This window comes from Variovorax paradoxus, from assembly GCF_009498455.1.
Classification (GTDB): Bacteria; Pseudomonadota; Gammaproteobacteria; order Burkholderiales; family Burkholderiaceae_C; genus Variovorax; species Variovorax paradoxus_H.
Window position 1 is genome coordinate 255,310 of sequence record NZ_CP045644.1, and the last position, 15,214, is coordinate 270,523.

Below are 15,214 nucleotides of genomic sequence, written 5' to 3' on the forward strand. Positions count from 1 at the left end.
TCGTGCGTCGTTGGGTGGAAAAAGGCTAGAAGCGGTAGGTGGCGCTTGCCACGATGTTGCGTCGCGCACCGTACCAGCAGTCACCGCGCGAGAGGCAGGTGCTGAAATACACCTTGTCCGTCACGTTGTTGATGTTGAGCGCATAGCGCCAGTTGGCCGTATCGTAAGCAAACACCAGGTCGGCCAGCGCCACGCCCGGAATGCGCGGGCCGGTGCCGAACTGGGTGTCTCGGAACGAGCTCATCACGCGCACGCCGGCGCCCGCCGAGAAGCCGCTCATGCCGGCCACCGAGAACTTGTACTTGGCCCAGAAGCTGGCCTGGTGCTTGGGCAGGCCTTCGATCTGCGCGTCGGCATCGGTGTAGTTGTAGTGCGCGACGAGGTCGAGGTTGGCGCCCACCGAGCCCTTGGCTTCCAGTTCGACGCCCTTGGTCTTGGTCAGGCCGCGCTGCGAGAACACCTTCGGCTGCTCTTCGACGATCTGGTTCTTCTCGCGCAGGTCGTACACGGCGGCGCTGAAGGCCAGGGCGCGGTCCTTGGGCTCGTACTTCACGCCCGCTTCCCACTGCTCGCCACGCAGCGGCGAGAAGATGCGGCCGTCGCGCGGCGATTGCGGCGTGAACGACTCGCTGTAGCTCAGGTACGGCGACCAGCCCGAGGGATGGGCGTACATCACGCCCAGGCGCTTGGTGGTGGCGCTGCTCTTTTGTTCGTCGCTGCCGACGGCACTGGACACGGCGCGGTCATGGCGCAGGCCGGCCACGAAGATCCAGTTGTCGAGCTTGATCTGGTCCTGCAGGTACAGGCCGGTCTGGCGCTGTCGCGTGCGCGGACGCGCCACGCGCTCGGGCTCGTCGAGGTGGCCGTACACCGGTGCATAGATGTCGATGGTGTCGGCCGTGGTGCCGCCCCAGACGTTCTCGCGCTGGCGCGCGTAGTCCGCACCGATCAACAACGTGTGCTTGAGCGCGCCGGTCTGGAAGTGGCCTTCGACGTGGTTGTCGAGCGTCTGCGTGCGGTTGCGCGTGAGCTGGCTGTCGTAGTAGCGGGCCAGCACGCGCTTGAAGATCGGGTCGGTCGACCAGCTGTCGAAGCCGCTGAATGCGCCGCCGTAGTGGTAGCGGTTGTCGTTTTCGTTCTTCGCGTAGCGGAAGTTCTGGCGCACGGTCCAGCTGTCGTTGAACTTGTGCTCGAACTGCCAGCCGAAGGTCTGGCGCTCGCTGTTGTAGTAGTCGCCGGGCTCGCCGATGAAGCGGCTGGCCGGCACGCGGCCGAACGGGGCCGGCAGCAAGGTGCCTTCCCATGGCAGGAACTGCGAGCTGCTGCCGCTCTTGTCTTTTTGCCACAGGCCTTGCAGCGTCAGCGAGGTCGCCGCGTTGGGTCGCCAGGTGAGCGACGGCGCGATCACGCTGCGGTCGTCGGGCACGTAGTCCACCTGCGAATCGGACTTGCGCTGCAGCGCGATCAACCGGTACGACAGCGAACCGTCGGCGTTCAGCGGACCGGTGAGGTCGGCCTGCACCTGCTTGCGGCCGAAGCTGCCGAACTGCACGCCCACCTCGCGCTGGGCCTCCTGCAGCGGTCGCTTGCTGACCATGTTGACCACGCCCGCCGCGGTGCCCGCGCCGAACAGCATGCCCGAGGGGCCGCGCAGCACTTCGAGGCGCTCCAGCGTGTAGGGCTCGGTGCGCGTGGTGCTCGTGTAGTAGCCGTAGGCCTGGCGCAGGCCGTCCAGGTAGATGTCGGGGTAGGCGCCGCGCACGCGGATCGAATCGGTCCGCGAATCGACACCGTAGGCGTCGGAGCGCACGCCCGCCGCGTAGTTGAGCGCTTCCTGCAGGTTGGTCGCGCCCTGGTCGACCATCTGGTCGCGCGTGATCACGGTGACGGACTGCGGCGTTTCCGACAGCGGCGTGTCGGTCTTGGTGGCAGTGACGGCGTTCTTCGCGCGGTAGCCGATCACGGGCGTGGTGGCGGTTTCGGCCTCGGCATTCGCATCGACGCGCACTTCAGGAAGCGACCCCGCGCCGCTCGTTTGCGTTTGCGCCAGCACGTGCTGCTGCGCGTAGATCGCCAGACAGCCCACCAGCACCGAAGCGGCCTTGCGCCGCGCCAAGATTCTTGCCATTTTTACCGCTCGCTGAACACTATTGATAACAATTCGCATTCTATTGTCAAGAAAGTCGCGGTCCACGGGTTTTCCAGCAGCCGGGCGCGAGGTGTTGCAAAAGTGCCGCGATCGGCCGCGCCAGCCGGGCTACGATGCCGCCCGCACGCCGGTGCGTGCGCTGACAGGCCCCATGCTCAAGCTCCTCGCCTCGTTGTTTCCCGCGCTGCGCGGCCCGGCGCTGGTGCTGGCCGTGCTGGTGCTCACCGGCTGCGCCGGCCTGCCGCCACGCCTGCCTGGCGCACGCGACGCGCCGCCGGAGGTGGCGATTCCCGCCTCGTCCGCCACCCTGCTCGGCCGCGCCGCCGCCAGCCTCGATTCGCCGCCCGACGGCCTCTCGAGCATGCGGCCGCTCATCGAAGCCTCGTTCGCGCTCGACGCACGGCTGGAGCTCATCCGCAGCGCCCAGTCGTCGCTCGACGTGCAGACCTACCAGCTCGGCAACGACAAGACCGGCCGGCTGCTGCTGCGCGAACTGCGCGACGCGGCCCGACGCGGCGTGCGCGTGCGCCTGCTGCTCGACGACTTCTACACGGCCGGCATGGACCGCCTGCTGCTCGGACTGGCCGCCGAGCCCAACGCGCAGGTGCGGCTGTTCAATCCCTTCGTGAACGCGCGCGACAGCGCGTCGATGCGCTGGCTGGAGTTCTTCGGCGATTTCCGGCGGCTCAACCACCGCATGCACAACAAGCTGTTCATCGCCGACGGCGCCATGGCCATCGCGGGCGGGCGCAACCTCGCGGACGAGTACTTCCTGCGCAGCGAGAGCGCCAACTTCATCGACTTCGAGCTGCTGCTGGCCGGCCCGGTGGTGCCGCAGTCGGCCGGGATCTTCGACACCTACTGGAACAGCGACGTGGTCTATCCGCTGCAGCGCATGGCCGGCACGACGCTCACGCCCGACGAACTGAAAGCCGCCTTCGACGCCGCGACCTCGCCCGCCTTCGCGCCGCTGCCCGATCCGCTGGCCGCCACCGACCTGCTGGGCGACCTGCCGCTGGGCGCGCAGCTCGCGAACATGAGCGAGACGCGCTGGATCCGCGCCGAAGCCGCCGCCACCGCCGACAGCCCGAACAAGGCCCTGGGCACGATGGCCCAGCCGCAGGAATCGCTGGCGCAGCGTTTCCACGAAATGCTGGGCGCGGCGAAGTCGAACGTGGTGGTGATCTCGCCCTACTTCATTCCCGGCGACGAGGGCATGGCGCGCATCCGCATGGGCCGCGACCAGGGCCTGAGCATCACCGTGGTCACCAACTCGTTGGCCGACAGCGACGAGCCGCTGGTGAACATCAACTACAACCGCTACCGCGTCGACATGCTCAAGCTGGGCGTGAACCTGTACGAGGTGAGCACGCAGCAACTCAAGCGCAGCGGCCAGTTCCGCAGCCTGCTCAAGAAGGCGCGCGGGCGCCTGCATGCCAAGCTGGCGCTGGTCGATCGCCAGTGGGTGCTGCTCGGCTCGATGAACCTCGACCCGCGCTCGGCCCTGCTGAACACCGAGTTCGGCGTGCGCGTGCGCAGCTTCGAGCTCACGCAGGCGCTGCTCTTCGCCTACCAGCTGGACGACATGGAAGGCGTGTACCGCGTCGTGCTCAAGCCCGACGGCGAGAACGTGCAATGGATCGGCACCGGCGACGTGGACAACGAGGTGCTCGACAGCGAGCCCGACTCCAGCATGCTCACGCGGTTCCAGCTGCTGCTGTTCTCGTGGTTCGTGCCGACCGACCAGCTCTGAGCCGCCCGCCATGCGTCGCATCGCCGCGACACATGGGAACTTGTCGCATCTGCTTCTCTAGAATCCAGCCCGCCGCGCACAGCGGCCGTCACCACGGTGCCGTCGGCGGAGCTTCCGCCTGAGCGGCCCCGCCTCACCCAGATTTTTTTCAAGGCAAGGCACGACACCGCCCTTCGTCCCCTGACGAGGGCCGTGCGTGCGCGTGCGCGGCCGCCGTGCGCACAACGCCCTTCAAAAAAACTGGACAACATGAAGCCGACTTTCCGTACCGCCCCCACGTCGCGCCCCCTGTGGCGCCTTTCCCTGCTGGCCGGCGCCGCCCTCGCGTCGCTGAGCGGCACCGCACTGGCGCAGACCACCGCCTCGACCCTGAAGGAAGTGACCGTCAGCGCCGAGGACGACAAGGGCTACGCCCCCGCTGCCGCGAGCACCGCCACCAAGGGCAGCGCGCCGCTGCGCGACGTGCCGCAGGCCGTCAACGTGCTGCCCGAACAGTTGCTGCGCGACCAGGGCGCCGTGTCGATGCAGGACGCCCTGCGCAACGTGCCGGGCGTGAGCTTCAACCACGGCGACGGCCAGCGAGACCAGGTCGTGATCCGCGGCTTCAGCGGCATCTCCGACTGGTTCGTCGATGGCGTGCGCGACGACGCGCTGTACTTCCGCGACCTCTCGGACACCGAGCGCATCGAGGTGCTCAAGGGCCCCGCCGCCGTGCTCTACGGCCGCGGTTCCTCGGGCGGCCTGATCAACCGCGTGACCAAGAAGCCCGTGTTCGAGCGCCGCTTCGGCGAGGTCTCGCTGGGCCTGGGCAGCCACCACTACACGCGCAGCACGATCGACCTGAACACGCCCATCGGCGAGAACATGGCGTTCCGTCTGAACGTGGCGGGCGAAAAGTCGGACAGCTACCGCGACCAGCAGTTCACCGACCGCTACAACATCGCGCCCTCGCTGGCGATCAAGTTCAGCCCGCAGACCGACCTGCTGCTGCAGTACACCAACCTGCGCGACCAGCGCCTCACCGACTTCGGCATTCCGGCGCTCAACGGCCGCCCGGTCGACGTGCCCATCGGCGCCTACTACGGCTCCGCGCACGGCAAGCGCGACGACACCGTGACCAGCAAGGTGCAGACCTTCACCGCCACGCTGAACCACCGCTTCAGCGACGCGCTGAGCCTGCGCAACACCACGCGTTATTCGAGCTACCACCTCGACCGCAACAACACGCTGCCCAGCGGCACCACCGACCCGGTGCGCCTCACGGTAGGCCGCACGCGCGGCATCGTCGACCGCGACGAGAGCGGCTGGTTCAACCAGACCGACCTGACCTGGCGCAACGACCTCGGCGGCTTCAAGCAGGAGTGGCTGGTCGGCGCCGAGTTCGGCGTGCAGCGCAAGCGCCTGTTCAGTGTGTCTTCCGCGACGGGCGCCCAGCGCGTGAGCCTGTTCAATCCGGTCGCCGACCCGCTGCCGATTCCGCTCGCCACGTACCTGGCCGACGGCGCGATCCCGAGCAACAGCGAGTTCAAGACCGCGGCCGTTTACTTCCAGGACCAGATCACGCTGGCGCCGCACTGGAAGGCGCTGATCGGCGGACGCTACGACGTGTTCAAGCAGGACACCGGCTTCGAGCGCAAGCTCGCGCCGCTGGAACGCACCGACCGCAAGTTCAGCCCGCGCGCCGGCGTGGTGTGGCAGCCTGATGCGGTGCAGTCGTACTACGTGTCGTACAGCCGCTCGTTCCAGCCTTCGGGCGAGAACTTCGCGCTGTCTACCGGCAACATCGACAACGCGCCCGAGATCACCGTCAACAAGGAAATCGGTGCCAAGTTCGACCTGCTCGACGGCGGCCTGAACCTCACGACCGCGCTGTTCAACCTGGAGCGCTCGGGCATCAAGAACACCGACCCGAACAACCCGCGCCGCCAGATCAACGTCGGCACGCAGCGCACCAACGGCCTGGAGCTCGCACTCAACGGCCGCCTGCCCGGCCGCTGGGACGTGAGCGCGGGCTATGCGTACCTCGACGCGAAGATGACCAAGTCGCTCGCTACCGTGAGCTCGCTGCAGCTGCCCGTGGGCGCCGCCATCCCGGTGCAGGGCAAGACCGCCGCGCTCACGCCACGCCACTCGGCCTTCGTGTGGGCCATGAAGGACCTCGGCCACGGCTTCAGCGCCGGCGGCGGCCTGAACTACGTCAGCGCGCGCTATGCGTCGCTGAGCAACCTCGTCACGCTGCCCTCGTACCTGACCGCCGACCTCGCGGCCAACTACAAGACCGAGCGCTACGAGATCGCGCTGAACCTGAAGAACATCGCGAACCGCAAGTACCACGTCTCGGCCCACGGCAGCGTGGACAACCTGATCCTGCCGGGACCGGGACGCGAGGTGCAGCTGACGCTGCGCGCGAAGTTCTGAGCGTGCGGGGCGGCTGCGTGTTCGGCACGCGGCCGCTGCATGGTCTGAGCGGCCTCATTTCACCCGGACAAAAGCACCCCGAACGTTTCGACCGATGGCACCCCGGCAGCCCCGTGTTTCCCCGGAAAAGCACAGCCGTGCGAGACGAGGGCAAGGGGCACGCTCTTGAAAGGTCATCGAATGCCCTTATGATTAGCACTCGCTGCTGACGAGTGCTAACAGCCCTCCCATCCAGTCGACAGGTCGCCGGTTTCTCCGGTGTCCGACCACAAACAAACCCGTTTCTTACCCTTCCAGGAGATGCAATGAAACTTCGTCCTTTGGCCGATCGCGTGATCGTCAAGCGTGTTGACAGCGAAACCAAGACCGCCTCCGGCATCGTCATCCCCGACGCAGCCGCCGAAAAGCCCGATCAGGGTGAAGTCCTGGCCGTGGGCCCGGGCAAGCGCAACGACAAGGGCGAGCTGGCCGCACTGACCGTCAAGGTCGGCGACCGCGTCCTGTTCGGCAAGTACAGCGGCCAGACCGTCAAGGTCGACGGCGACGAACTGCTCGTCATGAAGGAAGACGACCTGTTCGCAGTCGTCGAGAAGTAATTCAACAGATCCATTCGGAGTAAATAAACATGGCAGCAAAAGACGTAGTCTTCGGCGGCGAAGCCCGCGCACGCATGGTCGAGGGTGTCAACATCCTGGCCAACGCAGTCAAGGTGACCCTGGGCCCCAAGGGCCGCAACGTGGTGCTCGAGCGTTCGTTCGGCGCCCCCACCGTGACCAAGGACGGTGTGTCCGTGGCCAAGGAAATCGAACTCAAGGACAAGCTGCAGAACATGGGCGCCCAGCTCGTGAAGGAAGTGGCTTCCAAGACTTCGGACAACGCCGGTGACGGCACCACCACCGCGACCGTGCTGGCCCAAGCCATCGTTCGCGAAGGTTTCAAGCTGGTGGCTGCCGGCATGAACCCGATGGACCTGAAGCGCGGCATCGACAAGGCTGTCACGGCCCTGGTCGCCGAGCTGAAGAAGGCTTCCAAGCCCACCACCACGTCGAAGGAAATCGCGCAAGTCGGCTCCATCTCGGCCAACAGCGACGAAACCATCGGCAAGCTCATCGCTGACGCGATGGACAAGGTCGGCAAGGAAGGCGTGATCACCGTGGAAGACGGCAAGTCGCTGGACAGCGAACTCGACGTCGTCGAAGGCATGCAGTTCGACCGCGGCTACCTGTCGCCCTATTTCATCAACAACCCCGAGAAGCAATCGGCGCTGTTGGACAACCCCTTCGTGCTGCTGTTCGACAAGAAGATCAGCAACATCCGTGACCTGCTGCCGGTGCTGGAGCAAGTCGCCAAGGCTGGCCGTCCGCTACTGATCATTGCCGAAGAAGTCGAAGGCGAAGCCCTGGCTACCCTGGTCGTGAACACGATCCGCGGCATTCTGAAGGTTGTGGCCGTCAAGGCTCCTGGCTTCGGCGACCGCCGCAAGGCCATGCTGGAAGACATCGCCATCCTGACGGGCGGCAAGGTCATCGCTGAAGAAGTGGGCCTGACGCTCGAAAAGGTGACGCTGGCCGACCTGGGTCAAGCCAAGCGCATCGAAGTGGGCAAGGAAAACACGATCATCATCGACGGCGCCGGCGCTGCCGGTGACATCGAAGCCCGCGTGAAGCAAGTGCGCGTTCAGATCGAAGAAGCGACCAGCGACTACGACCGTGAAAAGCTGCAAGAGCGCGTGGCCAAGCTGGCCGGCGGCGTGGCAGTGATCAAGGTTGGCGCTGCCACCGAAGTCGAAATGAAGGAAAAGAAGGCTCGCGTCGAAGACGCCCTGCACGCCACCCGCGCTGCAGTGGAAGAAGGCGTTGTGGCTGGCGGCGGCGTGGCTCTGCTGCGTGCCAAGCAAGCTGTGGGCGACTCGGTCAAGGGCGACAACGCCGACCAGGAAGCCGGCATCAAGCTGGTGCTCAAGGCCATCGAAGCCCCCCTGCGCGAAATCGTGAACAACGCCGGCGGCGAAGCCTCGGTGGTGGTGAACGCTGTGTTGGCCGGCAAGGGCAACTACGGCTTCAACGCTGCGAACGACACGTACGGCGACATGCTCGAGCTGGGCATCCTGGACCCGACGAAGGTCACCCGCACCGCACTGCAGAATGCCGCTTCGGTGTCCTCGCTGCTGCTGACGACCGAAGCCATGGTTGCTGACGCACCCAAGGACGAGTCCGGCGCTGGCGGCGGCGGCATGCCCGACATGGGCGGCATGGGCGGCATGGGCGGCATGGGTATGTAATTTCGCTCGCCCCCAGGGGGATTTGGCTCGCCCCCAGGCTGCGCGGCACTTCGTGTCCGCTACGCCAACCCCCTACCGGGGGCAACACCTGCGGCCCGGCAAAGCCGGTTCCGCGGTGTTTCGCGAAATGAAAAAGCCCCGCTTCGGCGGGGCTTTTTCTATGGGCGATCGGTATTGAATCGGGTCTATCGGAACTGGTCGCGCAGCGCCATGTACAGCACCTGAAAACGCGCATGCCGCGTCTTATGCCCACTGCCCCCTTCGGACGAAGGCGTCAGCGTCTGCTTCACCGGCGGCAAGGTGCACACCTCGGCCACCGCACCCCCATCGGCCAGCCACGCCAACCGCGCCGCACCGAGCGCACCGCCGGTCTCGCTGCCCGCGTAGAGCGTGAGCTCCACCTGGAAGATGTCGGCCAGCAACTGCCCCCACCAGACACTGCGCGCACCGCCACCCACGAGCGCGACTTCGCGCAGCGGCATGTCGGCCGGCAGGCGCAGCGTGTCGAAGCCATCGCGCAGGCCGAAGCTCACGCCTTCGACCACTGCGTAGGCGATCTCTGCGGGGCCGTGTGCATGCGTGAGGCCGAAGAGCACGCCCTGCGCATTCGGGTTGTTGTGCGGCGAACGTTCACCCGACAGGTACGGCAGGAACAGCGGGCAGCGTGACCGGTCTTCCAGCGCAACCGACGCCGCCGCTTCGAGCAACGCCGCCTCGTCCGCGAACTTGAAGGTCTTGGTCGCCCAACTCACCGCGCTCGCGGCCGAGAGCATCACCGACATCTGGTGCCAGCGCTTGGGCAGCGCATGGCAGAAGGCGTGCATCGCCTGCGCGGGGTTCGGCAGGAAGCGGTCGGTCGAGACGAACACCACGCCCGAGGTGCCGAGCGAGACAAAGCCCTGCCCCGGCTCGACGAGCCCCATGCCGACCGCGCTGGCGGCGTTGTCGCCTGCGCCGCCGGCGATCTTCACGCCGTCGCGCAATCCCCAGCGCGCCGCCAGTTCAGGCTTGAGCAGCGCGGAGACTTCGCTGCCTTCGACCAGCCGCGGCATGTGATCGCGCGTGAGCCCCGTGGCGGCGAGCAGTTCGTCGGACCAGTCGCGCGCGCCCACGTCGAGCCACAGCGTGCCGGCTGCATCGGACATCTCGCTGACCGCCTCGCCGCTGAGCATGAAGCGCAGCCAGTCCTTGGGCAGCAGCACGCGCGCGACGCGGGCGAAGACCTCGGGCCCGTGCTCGCGCACCCACAGCAGCTTGGGCGCGGTGAAGCCGGGCATCGCGAGGTTGCCTGCGATTTCGCCCAGGCGCGGCACGGCGCGCGTGAGCGCCTCGCACTGCGCGCCGCTGCGGCCGTCGTTCCAGAGGATGGCCGGGCGCAGCACCTCGCCTGCGGCGTCGAGCAGCGTGGCGCCATGCATCTGGCCCGACAGGCCGATGGCCCGCACCTGCGCCAATGCGTCACCGTGCGCTTCGCGCAGTTCGGCCATGACCGCGTCGAGCGCCTGCCACCATTGGGCGGGCGCCTGTTCCGACCACAGCGGTTGCGGCCGGTCGACCGTGAGCGGCGCGCGTGCCACGCCGACGATGCGGTGATCGTTTGCGAGCAGCAACGCCTTGAGCTCGGACGTGCCGAGGTCGAGTCCCAGATACAAGATGGTCTCCCTGATGGCGCCTTCGGGGAAGGCGCGTTGGCCTTGAAAGAAGTCAGCCGAAGCGCGTGTCGGCCTGGCGCCTGAATTCGCTCGGCGTCATGCCCTTGATTTCGAGAAAGCGCCGGTTGAAGTTCGCCACGTTGTTGAAGCCCACCTGGTAGCAGATGTCGGTCACGTAGTAGTCGGTCTGCATCAGCAGGTGGCAGGCGCTGTTGATGCGCACGCGGTTCACGAAGTCGGTGAAGCTGTTGCCGGTCGAGCGGCGGAAGAAGCGGCTGAAGCGGCTCTCGCTCATGCCCAGCTCGGCGGCCACGTCCGACATCGAGATCGAGTCGGTCATGTTGTTGGTGATGCGGTTCACGATGTCGTTGATCTGGTCGACCTGCGCATCGCCGTCGCTGCCCTGCACGCCCTGCATCTGCACGCTCGACAGCAGCCGGTAGTCGGTGCACTGCGCCAGATCGGCCATGAATTCGCAGAACAGGCCCAGGCGCCGCACGCCGCGCGCCGCCTTGATGGCGTCCCAGTGCGCGAGCGCCTGCGCCGACATGCCGAAGAACTCGATGCCGTGGCGCGCGCGATCGAGCAGCGGCATCACGTCGCGCAGCTCGGGAATCTCGGCGGCCGCGCGCTCGATGGGCTCGTGGCGGAACTGGATCACGCGGTCGCGACCGGCGGCGCCTTCTTCGGGCACGTCGAGCGAGATCCAGTTGTGCGGCAGGCGTGGCCCGCACAGCACGAGGTGGCCAGGCTGGAACGGCCCGATCCAGTCGCCGATGAAGGCCTTGCCCGAGGTCTCGGTGATCAGGTGCAGCTCGTAGTCTTCATGGAAATGCCATCGCACCAGCGGGCTCGGGAAGCCGTGCGCGAGGCAGCGCACCAGGCCGGTTTCTTCCGGGGCCTCGTAGCCCAGCGACGGGGAGCGCGCGAAGTCGCGCTCCAGCTCGGGTTGGCGTTGGCGAGGGATCGCGCGTTTGCGGGTGGTCGTTGTCATGGCAGCACGGATCGATCAGGGCCGGGAAGCGACGGCCTCATTGTCTTCCTGAGAAAGCGCCGTGTGAACGGCTTCCAGCGTCGGTGGATCGGCGCCCTCGCGGGTGCAGTTCAGGGCTGCAGCGGTGGCGGCGAAACGCATCACGGCGCGCCAGGCGTCGTCGCCGAGTTCGGCGAGTTGCGCGGGATGCTCGACGCCATGGGCCAGCAGCGCCACCGACAGCCCGGCGGTGAAGGTGTCGCCCGCGCCGATGGTGTCGACCACCTCGACGCGCGGCGCGGCCACGGTGAGCGGGGCGCTGCCGGTGCGCCACAGCGTGGCACCGGCGCCGCCGCGCGTGACGACGACGGCGCGCGCGCCGGCCGTGAGGCACTCGGCCGCAAGCGCATCGATGGGCCGCCCGGGGGCGAGCAACTGCGCGTCTTCGTCGCTGAGCTTGACGAGGTCGGCCATGGCGAACCACTCGGTGACACGAGCGCGGTAGGACGCCATGTTCGGGATCAGGCTGGGCCGCACGTTGGGATCGAACACGATCACGCAGCGCCCGGCATGGGCCGCCACGAGGTCGGTGATGCGCGACGACGCCGGCTCCTGCAGCAGCGAGATCGAGCCGAAGTGCAGGAAGCGGCATTCCGCCGGCAACTGCGGCAGCGGCTCGGGCGCCCAGGTCGCGTCGGCACTGTCGCGTGTGTAGAAGGCGTAGCGGTTGGTCTGCGGCGTGCGCTCGACAAAGGCCAGCGTCGACGGCGCGTCGCTGCGCAGGATGAGGCGGGTATCGACGCCGTTGCGTTCGAGAAAGGCCATGAGCCGTTCGCCGAACAGGTCGGTCGAGAGCTGCGTGAGAAAGCCGGTCGGCTGCCCGAGCCGCGCGCAGGCCACGGCGGTGTTGAGCGGCGAGCCGCCCTCATGGCCCAGGAACGCGAGGGTGCCCGCTTCGCTGGCGGTGAAATCGATCAGGGCCTCGCCCGTGAGTGCTATGCGCATGGTGTGTGGATTTTGTGCTTCTGTCAGGGCAAGGCGCGGGCGTCGGCCAGGAAACCCGCTTCGGCCGCCAGGGTGGCGGGATGGTCGAGCAGCTCGGCAAAGAGGCGCGGCGGGATGGTGATGGCGCCCACGTCCAACGCCAGCAGCGACAGGTACGCCGCGCGCGACCGGATGCTCGCCACCAGCAGCCGCGTGCCCGACGCGGGACGCCGTGCGACCAGCGACTGCATCTGCGCGATGAGCCCGAGCCCGTCGATGCCGGCGTCTTCGAGCCGGCCGAGGTAGGGCGCCGCATAGGCCGCGCCCAGCTGCGCGGCAAAGTGCGCCTGCTCGGGCGCGTACACGGCGGTCCAGGTGACGGGCACGCCCTGCGCGATGAGCTGCGCGCCGGCATCCAGGCCCTGGCGCGTGGCGGGAATCTTGATGACGAGCTGGCCGCGGTCGAACTGCGGCAGCAGCGCCTGCGCGTCTTCGAGCATGCCGTCGACCTCGCTCGAATACACCTGCGCCTGCACCTGGCGCGCGCCCAGTTCGATGCAGCGCTTGAGCAGCCCCGGCACCGCCGCGCGGCCCACGCCGGCACGCTGCAGCAGCGTCGGGTTGGTCGTCACGCCGTGCACCACCGGGTGCGGCAGGCAGGCCTGCAGGTCGGCCAGGTCGGCGCTGTCGAGGTAGAGATGGAAATCGTCGTTCACGGGTCGCTCGCTGCTGAGGGTAGCCATCTTCTCATCGGGCCGGAGGCGCTTCACCGCACGAACAAGTGCGGTCTCGGTACTTTTGTGCTCTGACGGGCATGCCGGCTCCCTCTTCAGCTCATGACATTGCCGCCGTCGACATTGAGGGTCTGCGCCGTGATGTAGCGCGCCTCGTCGCTGGCGAGAAACACCGCCGCCCCTGCAATGTCGCCCGGCACGCCCATGCGCCCGAGCGGCACGTCGAGGCCGACACGCCGCTTCTTCTCGCCCGGCGCGAGCCCTTCGGCTTTGGCGAACAGGCTGTCGACATGGTCCCACATCGGCGTGTCGACCACACCGGGGGCGATGCCGTTGACGCGGATGCCGTGCGGCGCCATGGCCAGCGCGGCGCTCTGCGTGTAGCTGATGACGGCCGCCTTGGTCGCGCAGTAGTGCGACACCAGCGCCTCGCCGCGGCGTCCGGCCTGCGAGGCCATGTTGATGACCGACGCGCCCTGCGTGCCGGCCTCGACCATGTGGCGCAGCACGGCCTGCATCACGAAGAACATGCCCTTCACGTTGACGGCGAAGAGCCGGTCGAACGAGGCCTCGTCGCTGTCGAGCAGCGGCGCGAGGTCGAACACGGCGGCGTTGTTGAACAGCGTGTGGATCGGGCCGAAAGCGACCTGGGCTTCGGCCAGCATGTGCGTGATGGCCTGCGTGTCGGTGACGTCGGCCGCGATGTACGCGAGGCTGTCGAGGTGGCGTTGCTGCAGAGCCCGCACTGCCTCGGGCGCGGCGGTCGCGCGGTCGATCACGCTGCAGCGCGCGCCCTCGGCGATGCAGGCCTCGGCCACGGCCAGGCCGATGCCGCCGCCGGCACCGGTCAGCAGCACATGGCGGTCCTGCAGCCGGCCGCTCATGGCGCGGCCTTCTCCGCAACGAAGCGCGTGACGCGCTCGCCGGCGCGGCGCACCGCATCGACCAGCCGGGCGTCGCCCGCAAGGCTGCCCCACAGCCCGGCATCGGCACACAGTGCCGCCATCGGATCGGCCGCGTCGCAGATCGCGTGAGCCACGGCGACGTCCATGCTCTGGTCCTGGTAGGCGTAAGGCAGCTCGCCCCGGTGCCAGCGCTGCAGGAACGCGAGGAACAGCGCAGGAAGCATCGCCACGCTGTCGATGCCCTGCCCGGCCGCCAGCCGCTCACGCACGGTCGGCGCGATGAAGCCCGGGATCTTCGAGAAGCCATCGGCCGCCACGCGCTGGTTGGTGTCGCGGATCGCGGGGTTGCCGAAGCGGTCGAGCACCACGTCGCGGTAGGCCGCGAGGTCGATCGGGCTCGGGCTCAGGCACGGGATGACGTCATCGGTCACGTAGTCGAAAGCCATCCGGCGGATGGCGGCGTCGTGCGTGCCTTCGTGGATGAACCCCAGCCCTGCCAGCGTGCCCGCCCAGGCGATGCAGCTGTGCGTGGCGTTGAGGATGCGGATCTTGGCCTCTTCATACGGCTGCACCGAGTCGACGAGCTCGACACCCACGCGCCCCCAGTCGGGCCGGCCGGCGACGAAGTCGTCTTCGATCACCCACTGGATGAAGCTCTCGCCTGTGACCGCGGCGCCCTCGTCGCGGCCCGTGGCGGCTTGCACGCGCGCGCGCAGTTCCGGCGGAGGACGCGGCGTGATGCGGTCGACCATCGCGTTCGGGCAGCGGGTGTTGGCATCGACCCAGGCCTGCAGCGGCGCGTCGCCGACCCGCGCGATGAATTCGAGCAGGCCCGCGCGGAAACGGTCGCCGTTGTGGCGCAGGTTGTCGCAGTTCAGCAGCGTCACGGGGCCCGCCTGCGCGGCGCGCCGCGCCCGCAGGATCGCGCAGACCGCGCCGTAGATCGTCTCGCCGGCCTCGCCGCGCCGCGCGCGTTCGATGTCGGTTGCGAGGTCGGCGAACGACAGGTCGAGCTTGCCCTTGGTGTCGAGGTAGTAGCCGGCCTCGGTCACGGTGAAGGAGACGATGCGCGTGGACGGCGCCGCGCCGCGCGCGATCACTGCGGCCAGCGACGGCTCGTAGGAGAGCACTTCGCGGATCGCTTCGATCTGTTCGTAACGGTACTCGCCGGCTGGCGACACCGTCTCGAGCGTGTAGCGCCCGCCCTGGGCCTGCAGCGCTGCGACGACTTCAGCCATGTCGGGCCGGATGTTGGCGCCCGACAGCGACCAGCGGGTGTCGCCCGCATCGATCAGCCGCTGCAGGTAGACGGCCTGGTGCGCGCGATGGAACGAGCCGAGGCCGAGGTGAAGCACCGTGAATTCC

Annotated in this window: 11 protein-coding genes; 4 read left to right on the forward strand and 7 right to left on the reverse strand. The window is 67.9% G+C overall.

Annotated features, from left to right (window positions below):
• Window positions 1-25: 25 nt before the first annotated feature.
• On the reverse strand, window positions 26-2,128 hold the full coding sequence (locus tag GFK26_RS01150) for a TonB-dependent siderophore receptor (protein ID WP_153280485.1): 2,103 nt from the start codon (window positions 2,126-2,128) through the stop codon (window positions 26-28).
• A gap of 172 nt (window positions 2,129-2,300) precedes the next feature.
• On the opposite strand from GFK26_RS01150, the gene GFK26_RS01155 reads away from it, so the two are divergent.
• The 4 genes from GFK26_RS01155 (at window position 2,301) to groL (ending at window position 8,601) form a co-directional block, all read left to right on the forward strand.
• On the forward strand, window positions 2,301-3,902 hold the full coding sequence (locus GFK26_RS01155; RefSeq protein WP_153280486.1) for a phospholipase D family protein: 1,602 nt from the start codon (window positions 2,301-2,303) through the stop codon (window positions 3,900-3,902).
• Between the two features lie 249 nt (window positions 3,903-4,151).
• The gene (locus GFK26_RS01160) at window positions 4,152-6,320 is read left to right on the forward strand and encodes a TonB-dependent receptor (RefSeq protein WP_228121864.1); all 2,169 of its coding nucleotides are present in this window, start codon (window positions 4,152-4,154) and stop codon (window positions 6,318-6,320) included.
• 305 nt (window positions 6,321-6,625) lie between these two features.
• Window positions 6,626-6,916, forward strand: a complete 291-nt coding sequence (locus tag GFK26_RS01165) for a co-chaperone GroES (protein ID WP_056572926.1) — start codon at window positions 6,626-6,628, stop codon at window positions 6,914-6,916.
• A gap of 29 nt (window positions 6,917-6,945) precedes the next feature.
• The gene (groL, locus tag GFK26_RS01170) at window positions 6,946-8,601 is read left to right on the forward strand and encodes a chaperonin GroEL (protein ID WP_153280487.1); all 1,656 of its coding nucleotides are present in this window, start codon (window positions 6,946-6,948) and stop codon (window positions 8,599-8,601) included.
• 185 nt (window positions 8,602-8,786) lie between these two features.
• Here the strand turns inward: groL and xylB are convergent, their stop codons facing one another.
• The 6 genes from xylB to dalD all read right to left on the reverse strand — a co-directional run bounded on the left by xylB (window position 8,787) and on the right by dalD (window position 15,204).
• Window positions 8,787-10,253, reverse strand: coding sequence for a xylulokinase (xylB, locus tag GFK26_RS01175; RefSeq protein WP_153280488.1), 1,467 nt, complete (start codon window positions 10,251-10,253; stop codon window positions 8,787-8,789).
• A 52-nt stretch (window positions 10,254-10,305) separates the two neighbouring features.
• Complete coding sequence (locus GFK26_RS01180) at window positions 10,306-11,247, reverse strand: AraC family transcriptional regulator (protein ID WP_153280489.1); 942 nt, start codon at window positions 11,245-11,247, stop codon at window positions 10,306-10,308.
• 15 nt (window positions 11,248-11,262) lie between these two features.
• Window positions 11,263-12,231 (reverse strand): carbohydrate kinase family protein, encoded by a 969-nt coding sequence (locus GFK26_RS01185; RefSeq protein WP_153280490.1) that lies wholly within the window; start codon window positions 12,229-12,231, stop codon window positions 11,263-11,265.
• Between the two features lie 23 nt (window positions 12,232-12,254).
• A complete protein-coding gene (locus GFK26_RS01190; protein WP_153285815.1) occupies window positions 12,255-12,926 on the reverse strand; it encodes a transaldolase family protein in 672 nt (223 codons plus the stop codon).
• A 113-nt stretch (window positions 12,927-13,039) separates the two neighbouring features.
• Entirely contained in the window at window positions 13,040-13,828 is a 789-nt protein-coding gene (locus GFK26_RS01195) for an L-iditol 2-dehydrogenase (protein ID WP_153280491.1), read from the reverse strand.
• Window positions 13,825-15,204: a D-arabinitol 4-dehydrogenase gene (gene dalD / locus GFK26_RS01200; RefSeq protein ID WP_153285816.1), complete on the reverse strand. Its 1,380-nt coding sequence runs from the start codon at window positions 15,202-15,204 to the stop codon at window positions 13,825-13,827. The genes GFK26_RS01195 and dalD overlap by 4 nt, the downstream gene beginning before the upstream one ends.
• Window positions 15,205-15,214: the final 10 nt, after the last annotated feature.